The organism is Actibacterium sp. EMB200-NS6, assembly GCF_001305615.1.
In the GTDB taxonomy this organism is placed as follows: domain Bacteria; phylum Pseudomonadota; class Alphaproteobacteria; order Rhodobacterales; family Rhodobacteraceae; genus Actibacterium_A; species Actibacterium_A naphthalenivorans.
In genome coordinates this window covers 3,337,941-3,351,792 of sequence record NZ_CP010869.1, presented here as the reverse complement: position 1 = coordinate 3,351,792, position 13,852 = coordinate 3,337,941, and the positions used below count along the sequence as shown (strand labels likewise).

Below are 13,852 nucleotides of genomic sequence, written 5' to 3'. Positions count from 1 at the left end.
CCGTCCGCTGCCCATATCTGCTTTTTCTGCGCCCCATGAGCAAGACGATACTGATCACCGGGGGCGCGCGTTCGGGCAAGAGCGCATTGGCCGAGCGCCATGCGCTGACGCTTGCTTCGCAGGCCGTCTACATCGCCACCGCCGAGGTGCGGGACGACGAAATGGCAGAGCGGGTGGCCCTGCATCAGGCCCGGCGCGGAGACGAGTGGCGCACCGTTCACGCCCCTCTCAACCTTCTGGAAACGCTTCGGAAAACGGATGGATGCGGGGTGCGGCTGGTGGATTGTCTGACGCTGTGGCTCAGCAATCTGATGCTGGGCGGGCACGACTGGCAGGATGCCGTACAGGCGCTGGCCGCAGCCCTGCCCGAACAGCGCGATCCGGTGGTGATCGTCACCAATGAGGTGGGGGCGGGGATCGTGCCCGAAAACGCCCTGGCGCGCGCGTATCGTGATGCCTCGGGGCTGATGAACCAGATCATCGCGGCCGCGGCCGACGAGGTCTATCTGGCCGTCTGCGGCCTTCCGCTGAAAGTGAAACCGAATGAGCAACATGCCTTTTGAGCTGTCGGCGCTGGCCGATCTGATTTCCCTTCCCGCCCGTCTGCCACAGGGCGATCCGCAGGCCGCCGAAGCCGCGCGCGCGCGCCAGAATGCGTTGACGAAACCGCCCGGCTCGCTGGGCCGGCTCGAGGCGCTGGCCACCTTCATGGCCGCCTGGCACGGCACCGACCGGCCTGTGATCAACAAGGCGCAGGCCCTGGTCTTTGCCGGCAACCACGGCATCTGTGCGCAGGGCGTAAACCCTTATCCGCAAGATGTCACCGCCCAGATGGTGGCCAATTTCGAGGCCGGAGGTGCCGCGATAAACCAGCTGTGCCGCGCGAACGGGGCCGATCTTTCTGTGGTGGCGCTCGACCTCGACCGGCCGACCGGCGATTTCACCGAAGGCCCGGCGATGTCCGAGGCCGAGACGCTGGCGGCGATGAACCGGGGCGCCGCGGCGGTTGACCCCGGGGCCGATGTGCTGATCCTGGGCGAAATGGGGATCGGCAACTCGACGATCGCGGCGGCGCTGGCGGCGGCGATCTTCGGGGGCGACGTCGCGCGCTGGGTCGGGCCCGGCACCGGCGCGGATGCCGAAGGGCTCAAGCGCAAGGTCGACGTGATCGAACGCGGGCTGGCCCGGCACGACGGGCTGAAAGGCAACGCACCGGCGCTGTTGGCCGCACTTGGCGGGCGCGAGCAGGCCGCGATCTGCGGCGCGGTTCTCGCGGCCCGCGCGGCTTGCATCCCGGTGATCCTTGACGGTTTCATCTGCACCGCCGCAGTTGCGCCGCTGCATGGCGCCAGCCCGGCGCTGCTCGACCATTGCCTGGCTGGCCATGTCAGTGCCGAACCGGGCCATCGCCTGCTGCTCGAGGCAATGGGAAAGGAGCCTGTTTTGTCGTTCGACATGCGGCTTGGCGAGGGATCGGGCGCCGCGCTGGCGCTTGGCATCCTGCGCGCGGCGCTGGAGTGCCACAACGGAATGGCGACCTTCGGCGAGGCCGGGGTGTCCGAGGCATGAGCCTGCGCCCGCGCCTTGCCGAGTTTCAGGTCGCGGTGATGTTGCTGACGCGGTTGCCGGCGGGCCGGATCAGTGGCGCCGCGCCCGGCATGGCCGCCTCAAGCTGGGCCTGGCCGCTGGCGGGGGCGCTGGTTGGCGGCATCGCGGCGATGATCTTCGCGGGCGCCAGCGCGCTGGGCCTGCCGGCGCAGGTCTCGGCGCTGCTGGCGCTGACGGCGGGGATTCTGGCCACAGGCGGGATGCATGAGGACGGGCTTGCCGATATGGCCGATGGTTGTGGCGGCGGCCGTGACCGGGCGCAGAAGCTGGAGATCATGCGCGACAGCCGGATCGGCAGCTATGGCGTGCTGGCCCTGCTGGTCAGCGTCGGGCTGCGTGCCGCTGCCATGGCTGCGCTGGGCGCGCCCGCCGTTGTGGTGCCGGCGCTGATCGCGCTGGCGATGGCCAGCCGTGCGGCGCTGCCGCTGTGGCTGGCGCTGTTGCCGCCGGCGCGCGCCGACGGGCTGGGCCATGGCGCGGCCCGTCCGAAGGCGGGGACCGTTGCCCTGGCCCTGATCCTGGGGCAGGCCGGCTGGCTGCTGTCGCCCGCCGGCTGCTGGCTTCCTGTGGCTGTGGCCGTCGTTTTCGGCGGCGCGATCGCGTCCCTCATCGCTTTGCGCCAACTGGGGGGGCAGACCGGCGATGCACTGGGTGCCGCCCAGCAAGGCGCCGAGATTTTCGGCTGGCTGACCCTGACCATCCTGGCGCGCTGAACGGCGCCGCCGCTATCCGCGCGCGTTGCGGGCGGCCGCTTCAACCTCGTTGCGGGTGAGCACGCCGTTCCCGTCGGTATCGGCCTGATCGAAAGCCGGCGTGGGCCCGTTGACGAACTCGGCCTCGGAGACGACGCCATCTGCGTTGGTGTCAAAGACAGCGACCCCGGCGAAGCGGCCGTTGGCGCGGGCCGTGCCGAAACGGGGGAAATCTTTCTGCGACAGGACACCGTCGCCGTTACGGTCCAGCCGGGACCATTGCGCGGCGCGGAATGACAGGAATTCCGCATGTGAGATGGCGTTGTTGCCATCGGCATCGACTTCATCAAACACGGTGGCGAGGCGGGTCATTGCCCGGTCCTGTGCCAGCGCGGTGCCGGCGGTCAGGCAAAGCAGGGCGGCTGCGATCGGGAGGTATTTCATTGAGAGCATCCTTCATGTTGAAACCGGCACGGCCGGTTCGGGCCGTGCCAGGGGGGCGCGCTATTTGGCGCAGGCAACCGCCTCGCCCGAATCCGTATAGCAGGTGCCGGTATGCGTAACCGTGCCCGTCACGGGATCGACCGTGGTCGAGCCCTGATAGCTGGTCCCGGTGGTGGCGCTGGTGGCCGTGGTCGAGCGGGCGCCGCTGGCGGTGCCATCTGCGTCGACGGCAAGCGAACCGCTGCTCTGGACATTGCCCTTCTGTCCGCTGGCGGCGAAACCACCACTATGGGTCAGCGATCCGTCCGCGCCGCGCGTGGTGGTCGAGGCGCGCCCGGCAACGCTGCCCTGCGGCGTGCGCAGGACGGTGCCGCTGGCGCCGGTGACGGAGCCGTCGGAATTCTGCTGAACGCCACGGCCGCTTACGATGGCGCCGCCGTTCGGCCCCCTCGCGGCGACGGCGCCGCCATTCGCGCCACGTGTGCGCAGCACGCCCTGCTCGGCCAGAGCGGCGTCGGCGGCGAGCGCACAGATGCCAAGCGCCAGCAGCCCCGGAATTAACTGTTTGCGTTTCATGACTGTCTTTCCTTTCCTCTGGGGCACAGCCCCGGTTGAGACAGGTCGATGATGCCGGGCGCATGTTGCAGGCCGATGTCGCAAAACCGCGAAGGTGCTACAAAGGATTGCAACCCGTCCGGGCTGTCACGGTTTGTCACATATTTCCCGCTGACTTGCCCGGGGTGGAGTGCCAACATGCCTTCCATGGACCCCAAACCCGCCCGCATCATCGTGGTTGACGACGACCTTGAACTTCGCGCGCTCCTGCAGCGGTTTCTGGGCGAACACGGTTTTGGCGTGCGCGCCGTCGATGGCGGGCGGGCGCTGGACATTGCCCTGATGCGCGAACCTGCCGATGTGATCGTGCTGGACCTGATGATGCCGGGCGAGGATGGCCTGACCATCTGCCGCCGCCTGCGCGCGGCGGGGGACACGACGCCGATCATCATCCTGACGGCCAGGGGCGATCCGGTGGATCGCATCCTGGGGCTGGAAATGGGGGCCGACGATTATCTGGGCAAGCCTTTTACCCCGCGCGAACTGGTCGCCCGGATCGCGGCCGTGCTGCGGCGGGTCGCGCCAGAGCGGGCCGGCCAACGCGACGAAACGGCGAACATCGGCCCTTTCGAGATCAACTTCTCCGCCATGACCATCCGGCGGGGCGGCGAGCCGATCGGCCTGTCTTCCCGTGAGTTCGCACTCTTCGCCGCGCTTGCCCGCAGCGCCGGGCGCCCGCTGAGCCGCGCGCAGCTGATCGAACGCGCAATTGGGCGCGATGCCGAGGTCACGGACCGGGCGATCGACGTGCAGATTGCCCGCCTGCGCCACGCGCTTGGCGAGGATACATCCGCCCCCCGCCACATAAAGACGATCTGGGGCATCGGATACGCATTGGTCGCGGGCGATGCTGAATAGCCTGTTTCGCCAGAACATCGCCCTTCTGATCGGTGTCGTACTGGTTGGCCAGGTGCTGACCACGGTCCTGATCGCCTCGGTGATCGTCAGGCCGCAGACGGTTCGTCTGGCGCATGCGGCGGCACAGGTCATCGACGCCTTCGCGGTGGCCGCTGACGGAATGACACCGCAGAGCCGCGATGCCTTCCTTCAGGTTCTGAACAGGGAAGGCGGGGCGCAGATCATCGCCGCCACGACACCGCCCGAAGATGGCCTGCGCTCGCCGAAGTTTCTCGAACGGCGCTTCATGCGGGCCCTGGCCGACGAGCTGGCGTCGCAATCCGAACTTCAATGGCAGACCGACAATAACGGCCATTTGTGGATCAGGGTCGTGACCGGCGGCACGCCGCTGTGGCTGACCATAACCACGCCCGAGCGCGTCGGGCCGCTTCACGCGCTTCTGCTCGCCGTGGCGGTGGCCTGTGCCGTCGCGCTGATGGGCGGGGTGGTGATCCAGCGCAGGCTGGCGCGCCCTTTGCAGGAACTGGCGGCGCGGGTCAGGGATTTCGACCCCGCATCGGAACCTGCCCGGCTCAGCGAAACCGGCCCCGATGAGATCAGGGCCGTTGCCCGCGCGTTCAACGACATGGCCGCGCGGCTTTCGGCGATAGAAACCGACCGTGCAATGATGCTGGCCGGGGTCAGCCATGATCTGCGGACGCCGCTCGCCCGACTGAGACTGGCGCTGGAGATGATCGCCACCAGGGATCGGGATCTGATCGAAAGCGCCGATCGGCAGGCGGTGCAGATCGACACGATGCTCACCCAGTTCGCCGATTTCGCGCGCGGGTTCGAATCCGAGGAACGGTCTTTGGTGCCGGTTTCCGGCCTGCTCGCCGAGGCGGTCGAACTGGCTGGACTGGGGGGGGATATCTTCGTCACGTGCCAGCCCGATCTCGTGTTTCACCTGCGCAAGGGGGCGGTTGTGCGTGCCCTTGCCAACCTGCTGACAAACGCCGCCCGGCACGGCCGCCCGCCGATTGCATTGAACGCGGAGGTAACGGGCGAAGTGCTGCACCTGACCGTGACCGACGCCGGCGACGGCATTCCGGCGGCGACGGCGCAACGGATGCTGATCCCCTTCGTGCGGGGCGATCACGCGCGTGGCGGCGGCGGAACGGGGCTTGGCTTGTCCATCGCCGAGCGGGTGGCGCGCGCGCATGGCGGGATGGTGGCGTTCACATCCGGGGGGAAAGGTTTTTCCGTCACGCTGAACCTGCCGGGATAGGGCTTGGAGTGTCCCCCGGGTTGGGGTGCTCGCAACGTCTAGCCGCGATATGGCCGCTCAAACCTGCCATTTACAGCCCATCCACCGACTCAAGCTCCCGCGATGGCAGTTATTTTCAGAGCCTCGGCGAGAAACGGCAACCGGTCCTGCCCAATTCAACCGCCACGTCGGTTTGCGCCACTGCCTATGCCACCACCGCCGGCTCTGCGGCAGCGACCAAGACGCGATCAGCCTCCAGATCATCCAGCGCCAATCTTTGCCTCCGCACAATACTTAAAAGTATTGACTGGAGAAATGGATTGTGTCTTTTTGGGTTTGCGAACGGGAGGAGCACAAATGAAATCGTTGGACTGTCTCGACTGGCGCGGGACCGAGCCCGCGGGCAGCCTTATCGAAATCTTTGAGAATCGTGTTAATCAGCACCCGAATCGGCTGTTCATTGCGGATATGAGTATTCGTTTGACATGGGGTGAGGTCGCGCAGGCGCTGCGGGGGTTTGCTTCCACATACGGCGAACAGCTACGCGACAAAGATGTGGCCATGTTCATGGGTAACGGTGCGCCTTTCTTTATAACATACCTTTCAGTATTGTTTTGCGGTGGCCGAGTGGCTCTGCTCAATGCTGCGATGCCGCGCAAGTCCGGCGCATTGCTCATGGAAAGCCTCACGCCTGAAATGGTCTTTGCGGACCATCCTCTTGAGTTCAAGCCCGACGCGATCGTGGTCGATAACGCGATGATTGCTGGCTGGGTCGCCTCCGACGCTGAGGCGCAAAGCGCCTGTGGCACAGGGCATACCCCTGCCACCTATCTTTTCTCTGGCGGCACCACCGGCATACCAAAACGAATCCTTTACTCTCACCGCAAGCTTGTCTCAGCCGGTGCACGGATGCAGTGGGGCTGGCCGACACGCGAGGCTGACGTGTTCCTACCCATCGCGCCCTACAGCCATATCTACGGATTTCTCGCGGGGATCTGCCTTCCGCTGCAATCGGGTGGCAGTTCGATCGTGCCAGAGCGGTTCCACCCGGCCGGCGTGCTCGACCTGATCGAGCGCGAAAGGGTTTCCGTGCTCGGCGGCGGCCCTCCTGCCGTCTATCAGGCGCTGATGTCCGATCCCGATCTTGACCAGCGCGATCTCAGCTCGCTGCGGGTGTGTCCCGGCGGCGGCGCGGCGTTCCCGGTCGAAGTGCACCGTCGCTGGGAGAAGCTGACAGGCCTGACCATCTACGAAGGCTACGGCATGACCGAAGTCGCCCCGATCACGGCAAACACGGACTCGCGCGGAAGCCGCCTGGGTGCGGCAGGCAAGCCGGTGCCAGATACCGAGGTCGATATCGTGGATCTGCAAACCGGGAGCCGTTCTCTGCCGCGCGGCGAGGCCGGCGAGATCCGTGTGCGTGGCCCGCATGTCATGCCGGGGTATTGCGACAACCCCGAAGAGACTGCGCTCGTGTTGCGCGACGGGTGGGTCCATACCGGCGACATCGGCGTGATTGACGAGGAAGGCTTCCTGACGATTACGGACCGAAAGAAAGACGTGATCATTCACAAGGGTTTCAACGTGTTCCCCCGCGAAGTGGAGGAAGCGGTGATGTCGCACCCCGACGTGGCCGGCGTTTGTGTTGTCGGCGTGCCAGACGCGCGCTCGGGCGAGGTTGTGGTTGCCTATGTGGTGTTGCGCGCGGGCGCTCAGGTTGACGCCGAGATGCTGTGCGAAAGCTGCAGGCAATTCCTCGTCCCCTACAAACTGCCAGGCCGGATCGAATTTCTCGGGGCGTTGCCGCTGACGCCCGCGGGCAAGGTTGACCGGATGGCGCTTCGTGCGCGGGCGCGCGGGGCGCGGGAATCCGAAAACGCTTAACTGTGTAGGGGAGGAGACACAGATGACCCAGGGAAATTTCGCGCGGCGTTCGGCGCTTAAAGGCGCGCTGTTTGCGGCCGCGGTGGCGATGAACAGTTTGCCCGCGCGGGCCGCTGACACGCTCGTCCTGAACTATAACCAGTGGTTTCCGAGCGGGCACTGGAGCCAGGCGGACGGACTGTACAAGTGGTTCGACCAGATCGAGGAGGTGACGGAGGGCCGCGTGAAGGTGCAGGCCTCTGCCAAGCCGCTCGCCCCGCCGAACCGCAACTATCAGGCCGTGGTCGATGGCGTCGCGGATATCGCCTGGGGTCCGCATGGCTACACCCCGGGCGTATTCCCGCTGACCGAGATGGTCGAACTGCCGTTCATCACCAAGGACGCCGGCGCATCGTCGAAAGCCTATTGGCAGCTCTGGAAAGAGTATTTCGAGCCGACCGGGATGCAGTCCGATGTCGTGACGCTCGCCATGCATGTGACGGCCGGCGGCAATATCTCGATGCGCAAGGAGCCGGTCACCTCTATGGCCGGTCTAAAGGGCAAGAAGATGCGCGTGCCGACCCCGGTAGTGGGCCGCGTGCTTCAGCAGCAAGGCGTGGTGCCGGTATCTGGCTCGCTCACCGAACTGCGCGAAATGCTGTCGCGCGGTATCATAGACGGGACGGTGATCTCCGACGAACTGGTGACCGGTTTCAAGGTGGATGAGGATATCCACGCGGTGACCCAGGTTCCCGGCGGCATTTTCTCGAACTCTGCCTTCATTATCATGAACAAGGCCAAGTGGGAGAAGATCAGCGCCGAAGATCAAGCCGCGATCATGGGCATCTCGGGCGAGGTTCTCAGCGAGAAGATGGGTGCGCTCTGGCATCAGAACGACATTGCCGCGCGCGAAATTTTCAAACAACGCCTTGGTGAAAACTACCTTGTCGCCGATGTCTCTTTCATGGCCGAGATCGACGCCGCCTTTGCCGGTGAACTTGGCAAGTGGAAAGAAATGGCAGCCGAGATGGGTATCGATGCCGATGCCGCCCTGGCTTTTTACAACGGCGAGATCGAAAGGCCGAGCAACTGATGCGCTCGCGGTCTTATATCGCATCCATTCAGCGCCGTTTCCGCCTTTTGGCGGAAACGGCGCTGGTCGGCCTCGTGGTTGTCACTGCGGTCGATGTGATCGGCCGGGTGGTGTTCAGCAGCCCGCTCGGCTTTGCCTATGAACTGGTCGGGCTGCTTCTTGGTGTCTCCGTCTATGCCGGCCTGATCGGTATGAACTGGACGCGCGATCATATCCGCATCGACCTGATCGAGCCGCAACTGAGCCGCATGCCGCGCTTTGACCGCATTCGCGCGGGCGTGGTCTGGCTGCTCGAGGTGGTGTTTTTCACCATCCTCGCGATCTTTCTGGCCCGACAGTCAATGATCATGCAGCGCTGGCACGAAACCTTTCTGTTTCTGCCGCTCGAAAAATGGGTGCCGTTGTCGATCTATGCGGTGTTCGCCGGATTGGCCGCAGTGAGCACGGTTCTGGCTGTCGTCCCCACCCTCAAAGCCAGCAAAGGGGATCTGAAATGATCGCCATACTGGCCTTTCTCGCGCTCATGGTGCTGCTGTTTCTGCGCACCCCGATCGCGGTGGCCACGGGGCTTGTGGGCCTCGTGGGGCTTGCCGCCTTTCAGGGCTGGACGGCCGCTTTTTCGCAGGTGGGTATCATCGCTTCGGAAACGGTGCTGACATATGAGTTCGCGGTGATTCCGCTTTTCATCGTGATGGGCGCTTTCATTGCCCATTCCGGCATCGCCGATGAGCTGTTCCGCGCTTGCTATGCTGTCGTCGGCCATTTGCGCGGGGGGCTGGCGCTCTCGACCATCGTTGCCTGCGGCGGCTTTGGTGCCGTATCGGGCTCATCGCTTGCCACTGCGGCCACCATGTCGCGCATCGCCTATCCGCAGATGAAGGGCTACGGCTACAATACCTCCCTTGCCACGGGGGCGATTGCGGCGGGGGGCACACTTGGCATCCTGATCCCGCCCTCAATCGCACTCGTGTTCTACGGCATCATGACAGAGACGGATATCAGCGCGCTTTTCATGGCGGGGATCGTACCGGGCGTTCTCGGGATCGTCCTTTACGCAGCGGCGGTGTTCTGGACAGTGCTGCGCGATCCCGAGGCTGGCCCTGCCGGTGACAAACCCACGTCGAAGGAACGCCTGCAGGCGCTGGTCGGGGCGTGGCCCGTAGTGTTGCTGTTCGGCGTGGTGATGGGCGGCATCTATGGCGGGTTCTTTTCGCCAACCGAAAGCGCAGGCATTGGCGCTTTTGGCGCGTTGGCCCTTGCCGCGCTGCGTGGCCGGATCAGCGTGCAGATGCTCAAGAGCTCGCTCGCCGATGGTATCTCCACCACCGTTTCGCTGATGATGATCCTGATCGGCAGCTTCTTGTTCGCCAATCTTGTGAACGTCGCAAGGGTGCCGCAGGCACTTGTCGCGATGATCGAGACACTGGCCGTGCCGCCGCTTCTGGTGATCTTTCTGATCATCGCGATCTACGTGGTGCTTGGCTGTGTACTCGAAAGCATCTCGATGATGCTGCTCACCGTGCCGGTGTTCTATCCGCTGATCATCTCGTTGGGCTTCGACCCGATCTGGTTCGGCATCCTTGTCGTGGTTGTCGTGGAGATCAGCCTCATCACCCCGCCCATCGGGCTCAATGTCTTCATTCTCAATGCGGTGTTGCGCGACGTTCAACTGACGGAAATTTTCCGCGGTGTGGTGCCCTTCATCGTCGCGGATGTGGCGCGGGTTCTGCTTGTTGTCTTCATTCCCGCTCTCTCGCTCACATTGCCCTATCTGCTGAAATAGGAGGTACTCATGCTGGACACGGACGTCCAAACTCTCACAATCACCGCGGCCGACCACCGTACCAACCTGCATCGCGCGGGAGAGGGCAAGCCTGTCGCGCTGCTCCATGGCTCCGGGGCGGGCGTGTCTGCCTGGGCCAACTGGCGCAAGGTGATCGGGCCACTGTCGGAGAGCTTCAGCATCGTCGCTCCCGATATCGCGGGCTTTGGCGCGACCGAACTGAAGCCCGACACGAAATACAACATCATGCTCTGGGTCGAGCATTTCGTGGCTATCCTTGACGAACTGGGCATCGAAAAGGTCTCGGTGGTGGGCAATTCCTTCGGCGGTGCCCTGGGGCTGATGACCGCGATCAACCATCCCGACCGGATCGACCGGCTGGTGCTTCTGGGCACGCCTTGCGGACATTTCCCGATCACCGACGGGTTGCGGGCGCAAGGTGAGTTTGACGGCACGATGCCATCCATGCGCCGCGCGATCAGCTATTTCCCCCATGACGAGAGCATCATCACCGAAGAGCTCATCGCCGCACGGTTCAACGCGGCCACGCGCGACGGCGCGCTTGAGGCCTTCCGCAAACTGATGCCCCCCCCCGAGGGAGAAAATCCGATCGTGCGCGGCATTCCGGAAAAGCTTCTGCGCAAGGTCGGGCACAGGACCCTGATCCTGCACGGCCGCGAGGATCGCGTTGTGCCCTACGCCCGCGCGCTCGACATGCACCAATGGGTCGAAAACTCCGATCTGCATTCCTTCGGCAAGTGCGGCCATTGGGTGCAGATCGAACGCGAGGCCGAGTTTCTGAAACTTGTCAAAGACTTTCTGGGAGGTGACGCATGAGCCGGAACACGCTCGAAAAAGTGCTTTACGACCTGTCCACCTCGGGGACGCACAAGAAGAAGTTCTCCGAAGATCCGAACAAGTTCCTGTCGCGCTATCAGCTCGATGACAAGGAGCGCGCGCTCATCCGCGAATACAAGGTCCGCGAACTGGCGGATCTGGGGGTGAATACAATGCTGACTTGGGGCTTCTGGCTTCAGGCCGGGAAATCGAACCGCGATTATCTGAAGATCATGAAACGCGAGGAGGCGTAAAATGGCACGAATCGTCGGGGGCTTTGTCGCCCCGCACAACCCGGTCATGTATTTCAACCCCGAGGGCGCGAGCAAGCAGCAGTCCGATGCCTGCTATGCCGCCTACGGAATAATGGCCGATCGCATCAAGGAGCTTGAGGTTGACGCAGCCATCGTGATTGGCTGTGACCACTACATACTCTTTGGTACTGAATGCCTGCCGCCCTATGTGATCTCCACCGGCGAAATCGAAGGGCCGGTCGATCAGTTGCCGGGGCTCAAGCGCAAGCCGCTGGCTTCGCATGGCGCGCTTGGAGAGCATATCGCCAAAGTGGGCCGGGAGACCGGCTTCGACTGGACCGTGGGCCGCGCCCTCAACGTCGATCATTCCGTCGCCGTACCGCATCACTTGATGCTGGAGCCGACGGGCAAAGATATCCCGATCGTCGCGGTGATGCTGGCGTGCGGTGTGGATCCCTATCTGCCGATGAAGCGCGCGTGGGATCTGGGCGAGCATATCGCCGAGGCCGTGGCAAGCTTCCCGGGCGACGAGCGCGTCGTGGTGATCGGCTCGGGCGGGATCTCGCACCATGTCGGCGACGAGCGCATGGGCGAGGTGAACCCCGCGTTCGACCGCAAGGTGCTTGATATCGTTGCCCGTGGCGACAAGGCGGCGATGCTTGCGCTGACGGACGAGGAAATCCTGCGCGACGGCGGCAACGGCGCGATGGAAATCCGCACCTATGCCTGCGCCATGGCCGCAACCCGCGCCGCAGGCGGCCGGGTGATCGGCTACGAGCCTGTCGCGGGCTGGGTCACAGGCATGGGCTTTGCGGAGCTGGAGGTGGCCGCATGATGATCGAGCTTTGCGACAGCGCGGATATCGGTGAGGGCGAGATCATCCGTGTGGATGTGCCGGGTTGTCCGGCCATCGCCATCGCGCGTCACGAAGGCGCGCTCTACGTCTTCCCCGACCGCTGCCCTCATGCGGATGAAAGCCTCTCCGAAGGCTGGCTGGAGGATGGCCGCGTGGTTTGCGGCGTGCATTTCGCCGAATTCGAACTGGGCTCTGGCGCGGTGCACAACCCGCCCGTCGGTTGCCCCAATCTTTCTTTCTTCAAATGCGAAGACCGCGACGGAAAGGTTTTCGCCACCCTCACAGGAGGACCCGAACATGTGTGATGGAGGATGCAAGGGCGGGGCCCGCGGCCGCCCGAACATGGCGCCGGTCTATCCCAAGGCCGCAAGCTATCCCGAATACGCCCAGCTCGTGAACCGCGAGAACGCGCAGGTGGATCGCCGCCTCTTCGTGGACGAGGCGATCTATCAGGCCGAGCTGCAGCAGATCTTTGCCCGTTCCTGGCTGTTTCTGGCCCATGAAAGCCAGATCCCAAGTCCCGGCGATTTCATCCGCACCTCGATGGGCGAAGATGACGTGATCGTCGTGCGCCAGCGCGACGGTTCGGTAAAGGCGTTCCTGAATTCCTGCCCGCATCGCGGCAACCGTGTCTGCATGGTGGATGCCGGCACGAAGGCGCGCGGTTTTATCTGCAATTACCATGGCTGGTCCTTCGGGATCGATGGTGGGCTGCGCGGAACCGATGGCAAGGTCTACGAAAAGGACCAGGCGTTCGAGAAAGCCCAGATCGGCCTTACCCCGGTGGCGCAGATCGACAGCTACAAGGGCCTGATCTTCGGCACGTTCGATCCCGCCGCGCCGTCGCTTCTCGATTTTTTCGGCCCCTTTACCTTCTACCTCGACATCATGCTCGACAATGACGAGGGCGGAACCGAGTTTATCGGCGGCGCGATCAAGTCCGAGATCGACTGCAACTGGAAATTCCCGGCAGAGAATTTCGTGGGCGATATCCTGCACGCCTTCTGGACGCATCAATCCGGCGCGCAGGCGATCCTTGGTGCTGGCGTCGATCTTGGCAAGCGGTACGATGAGCTGGCGTTCCAGGCCTCCGTTTACGGGCACGGAATAGAGACCAATCTCGACAAGGTCGGCAACACCCGCACCTTGGGTTATCCGGAACTGGTCGACTATGTGTATGACCTTTCGGAAAAGGCCAGCGCCCGTCTGGGCGATCTGCGCGCCCGCGCGATCGGGGCGATTTCCTCATGCACGGTATTTCCGAACTTCTCCTTCCTGCCGGGCCAGAACACCTTCCGCGTTTGGCATCCGCGCGGTCCCGGCAAGATCGAGCTGGTCGTCTGGACGCTGGTGAACAAGAACGCGCCCGAGCACATCAAGGAAGCTTACCGCAAGGGCGTGATGATGACCTTTTCGCCGGGCGGCGTCTTCGAGATGGATGACGGCGAGAACTGGGAATATTCGACCCGCGTCAACCAGGGTTTCGTGACCCGCCAGCAGCCTTTGCACTATGCGCTGGGCCTGGAAAGTACCGATCTGGAACGCGAATTGCCCGGCCATATTCACAAGGGGTCGATGAACGATGCCAACCAGCGTTTGTTCTATACCCGTTGGGCGGAATTCATGGAACATGACAACTGGACCGATCTGCAGAACGGCGACACCGCGCCGCCGCAGAAGTCCGTGAAAGCGGCGGAGTAACC

General features: G+C 64.0%; 16 protein-coding genes. 14 read left to right on the top strand and 2 right to left on the bottom strand.

What is annotated here, in order from left to right:
* Nucleotides 1-35: 35 nt before the first annotated feature.
* Genes cobU through TQ29_RS16245 form a run of 3 tightly spaced genes read left to right on the top strand, consistent with a single transcriptional unit; the run spans nt 36 to nt 2,321 of the window.
* Complete coding sequence (gene cobU, locus TQ29_RS16255; protein ID WP_054540024.1) at nt 36-563, top strand: bifunctional adenosylcobinamide kinase/adenosylcobinamide-phosphate guanylyltransferase; 528 nt, start codon at nt 36-38, stop codon at nt 561-563.
* On the top strand, nt 544-1,569 hold the full coding sequence (gene cobT, locus TQ29_RS16250) for a nicotinate-nucleotide--dimethylbenzimidazole phosphoribosyltransferase (RefSeq protein WP_054540023.1): 1,026 nt from the start codon (nt 544-546) through the stop codon (nt 1,567-1,569). The genes cobU and cobT overlap by 20 nt, the downstream gene beginning before the upstream one ends.
* Complete coding sequence (locus tag TQ29_RS16245) at nt 1,566-2,321, top strand: adenosylcobinamide-GDP ribazoletransferase (RefSeq protein WP_054540022.1); 756 nt, start codon at nt 1,566-1,568, stop codon at nt 2,319-2,321. The genes cobT and TQ29_RS16245 overlap by 4 nt, the downstream gene beginning before the upstream one ends.
* A gap of 12 nt (nt 2,322-2,333) precedes the next feature.
* On the opposite strand, the gene TQ29_RS16240 is transcribed toward TQ29_RS16245, so the two are convergent.
* Both TQ29_RS16240 and TQ29_RS16235 read right to left on the bottom strand, forming a co-directional pair.
* Nucleotides 2,334-2,744, bottom strand: a complete 411-nt coding sequence (locus TQ29_RS16240; RefSeq protein WP_054540021.1) for an EF-hand domain-containing protein — start codon at nt 2,742-2,744, stop codon at nt 2,334-2,336.
* A gap of 60 nt (nt 2,745-2,804) precedes the next feature.
* Nucleotides 2,805-3,320, bottom strand: a complete 516-nt coding sequence (locus tag TQ29_RS16235) for a hypothetical protein (protein WP_054540020.1) — start codon at nt 3,318-3,320, stop codon at nt 2,805-2,807.
* Between the two features lie 177 nt (nt 3,321-3,497).
* Between TQ29_RS16235 and TQ29_RS16230 the strand changes: the two genes are divergently transcribed.
* The 11 genes from TQ29_RS16230 (at nt 3,498) to TQ29_RS16180 (ending at nt 13,850) form a co-directional block, all read left to right on the top strand.
* On the top strand, nt 3,498-4,217 hold the full coding sequence (locus TQ29_RS16230) for a response regulator (RefSeq protein ID WP_054540019.1): 720 nt from the start codon (nt 3,498-3,500) through the stop codon (nt 4,215-4,217).
* On the top strand, nt 4,207-5,484 hold the full coding sequence (locus TQ29_RS16225) for an ATP-binding protein (RefSeq protein ID WP_054540018.1): 1,278 nt from the start codon (nt 4,207-4,209) through the stop codon (nt 5,482-5,484). The genes TQ29_RS16230 and TQ29_RS16225 overlap by 11 nt, the downstream gene beginning before the upstream one ends.
* Nucleotides 5,485-5,820: 336 nt before the next feature.
* On the top strand, nt 5,821-7,347 hold the full coding sequence (locus TQ29_RS16220) for a class I adenylate-forming enzyme family protein (RefSeq protein WP_054540017.1): 1,527 nt from the start codon (nt 5,821-5,823) through the stop codon (nt 7,345-7,347).
* Nucleotides 7,307-8,419, top strand: a complete 1,113-nt coding sequence (locus tag TQ29_RS16215) for a TRAP transporter substrate-binding protein (RefSeq protein ID WP_217621202.1) — start codon at nt 7,307-7,309, stop codon at nt 8,417-8,419. Before TQ29_RS16220 ends, TQ29_RS16215 begins: the two co-directional genes overlap by 41 nt.
* Nucleotides 8,419-8,916 (top strand): TRAP transporter small permease, encoded by a 498-nt coding sequence (locus tag TQ29_RS16210; RefSeq protein ID WP_054540015.1) that lies wholly within the window; start codon nt 8,419-8,421, stop codon nt 8,914-8,916. The genes TQ29_RS16215 and TQ29_RS16210 overlap by 1 nt, the downstream gene beginning before the upstream one ends.
* Entirely contained in the window at nt 8,913-10,202 is a 1,290-nt protein-coding gene (locus TQ29_RS16205) for a TRAP transporter large permease (RefSeq protein WP_054540014.1), read from the top strand. The genes TQ29_RS16210 and TQ29_RS16205 overlap by 4 nt, the downstream gene beginning before the upstream one ends.
* A 9-nt stretch (nt 10,203-10,211) precedes the next feature.
* Complete coding sequence (locus tag TQ29_RS16200) at nt 10,212-11,039, top strand: alpha/beta fold hydrolase (protein ID WP_054540013.1); 828 nt, start codon at nt 10,212-10,214, stop codon at nt 11,037-11,039.
* The gene (locus TQ29_RS16195; protein WP_054540012.1) at nt 11,036-11,293 is read left to right on the top strand and encodes a hypothetical protein; all 258 of its coding nucleotides are present in this window, start codon (nt 11,036-11,038) and stop codon (nt 11,291-11,293) included. Before TQ29_RS16200 ends, TQ29_RS16195 begins: the two co-directional genes overlap by 4 nt.
* 1 nt (nt 11,294) lies before the next feature.
* Nucleotides 11,295-12,128: a protocatechuate 3,4-dioxygenase gene (locus TQ29_RS16190; RefSeq protein ID WP_054540011.1), complete on the top strand. Its 834-nt coding sequence runs from the start codon at nt 11,295-11,297 to the stop codon at nt 12,126-12,128.
* Nucleotides 12,125-12,454, top strand: a complete 330-nt coding sequence (locus TQ29_RS16185) for a Rieske 2Fe-2S domain-containing protein (protein ID WP_054540010.1) — start codon at nt 12,125-12,127, stop codon at nt 12,452-12,454. Before TQ29_RS16190 ends, TQ29_RS16185 begins: the two co-directional genes overlap by 4 nt.
* The gene (locus TQ29_RS16180; protein WP_037209038.1) at nt 12,447-13,850 is read left to right on the top strand and encodes an aromatic ring-hydroxylating dioxygenase subunit alpha; all 1,404 of its coding nucleotides are present in this window, start codon (nt 12,447-12,449) and stop codon (nt 13,848-13,850) included. The genes TQ29_RS16185 and TQ29_RS16180 overlap by 8 nt, the downstream gene beginning before the upstream one ends.
* Nucleotides 13,851-13,852: the final 2 nt, after the last annotated feature.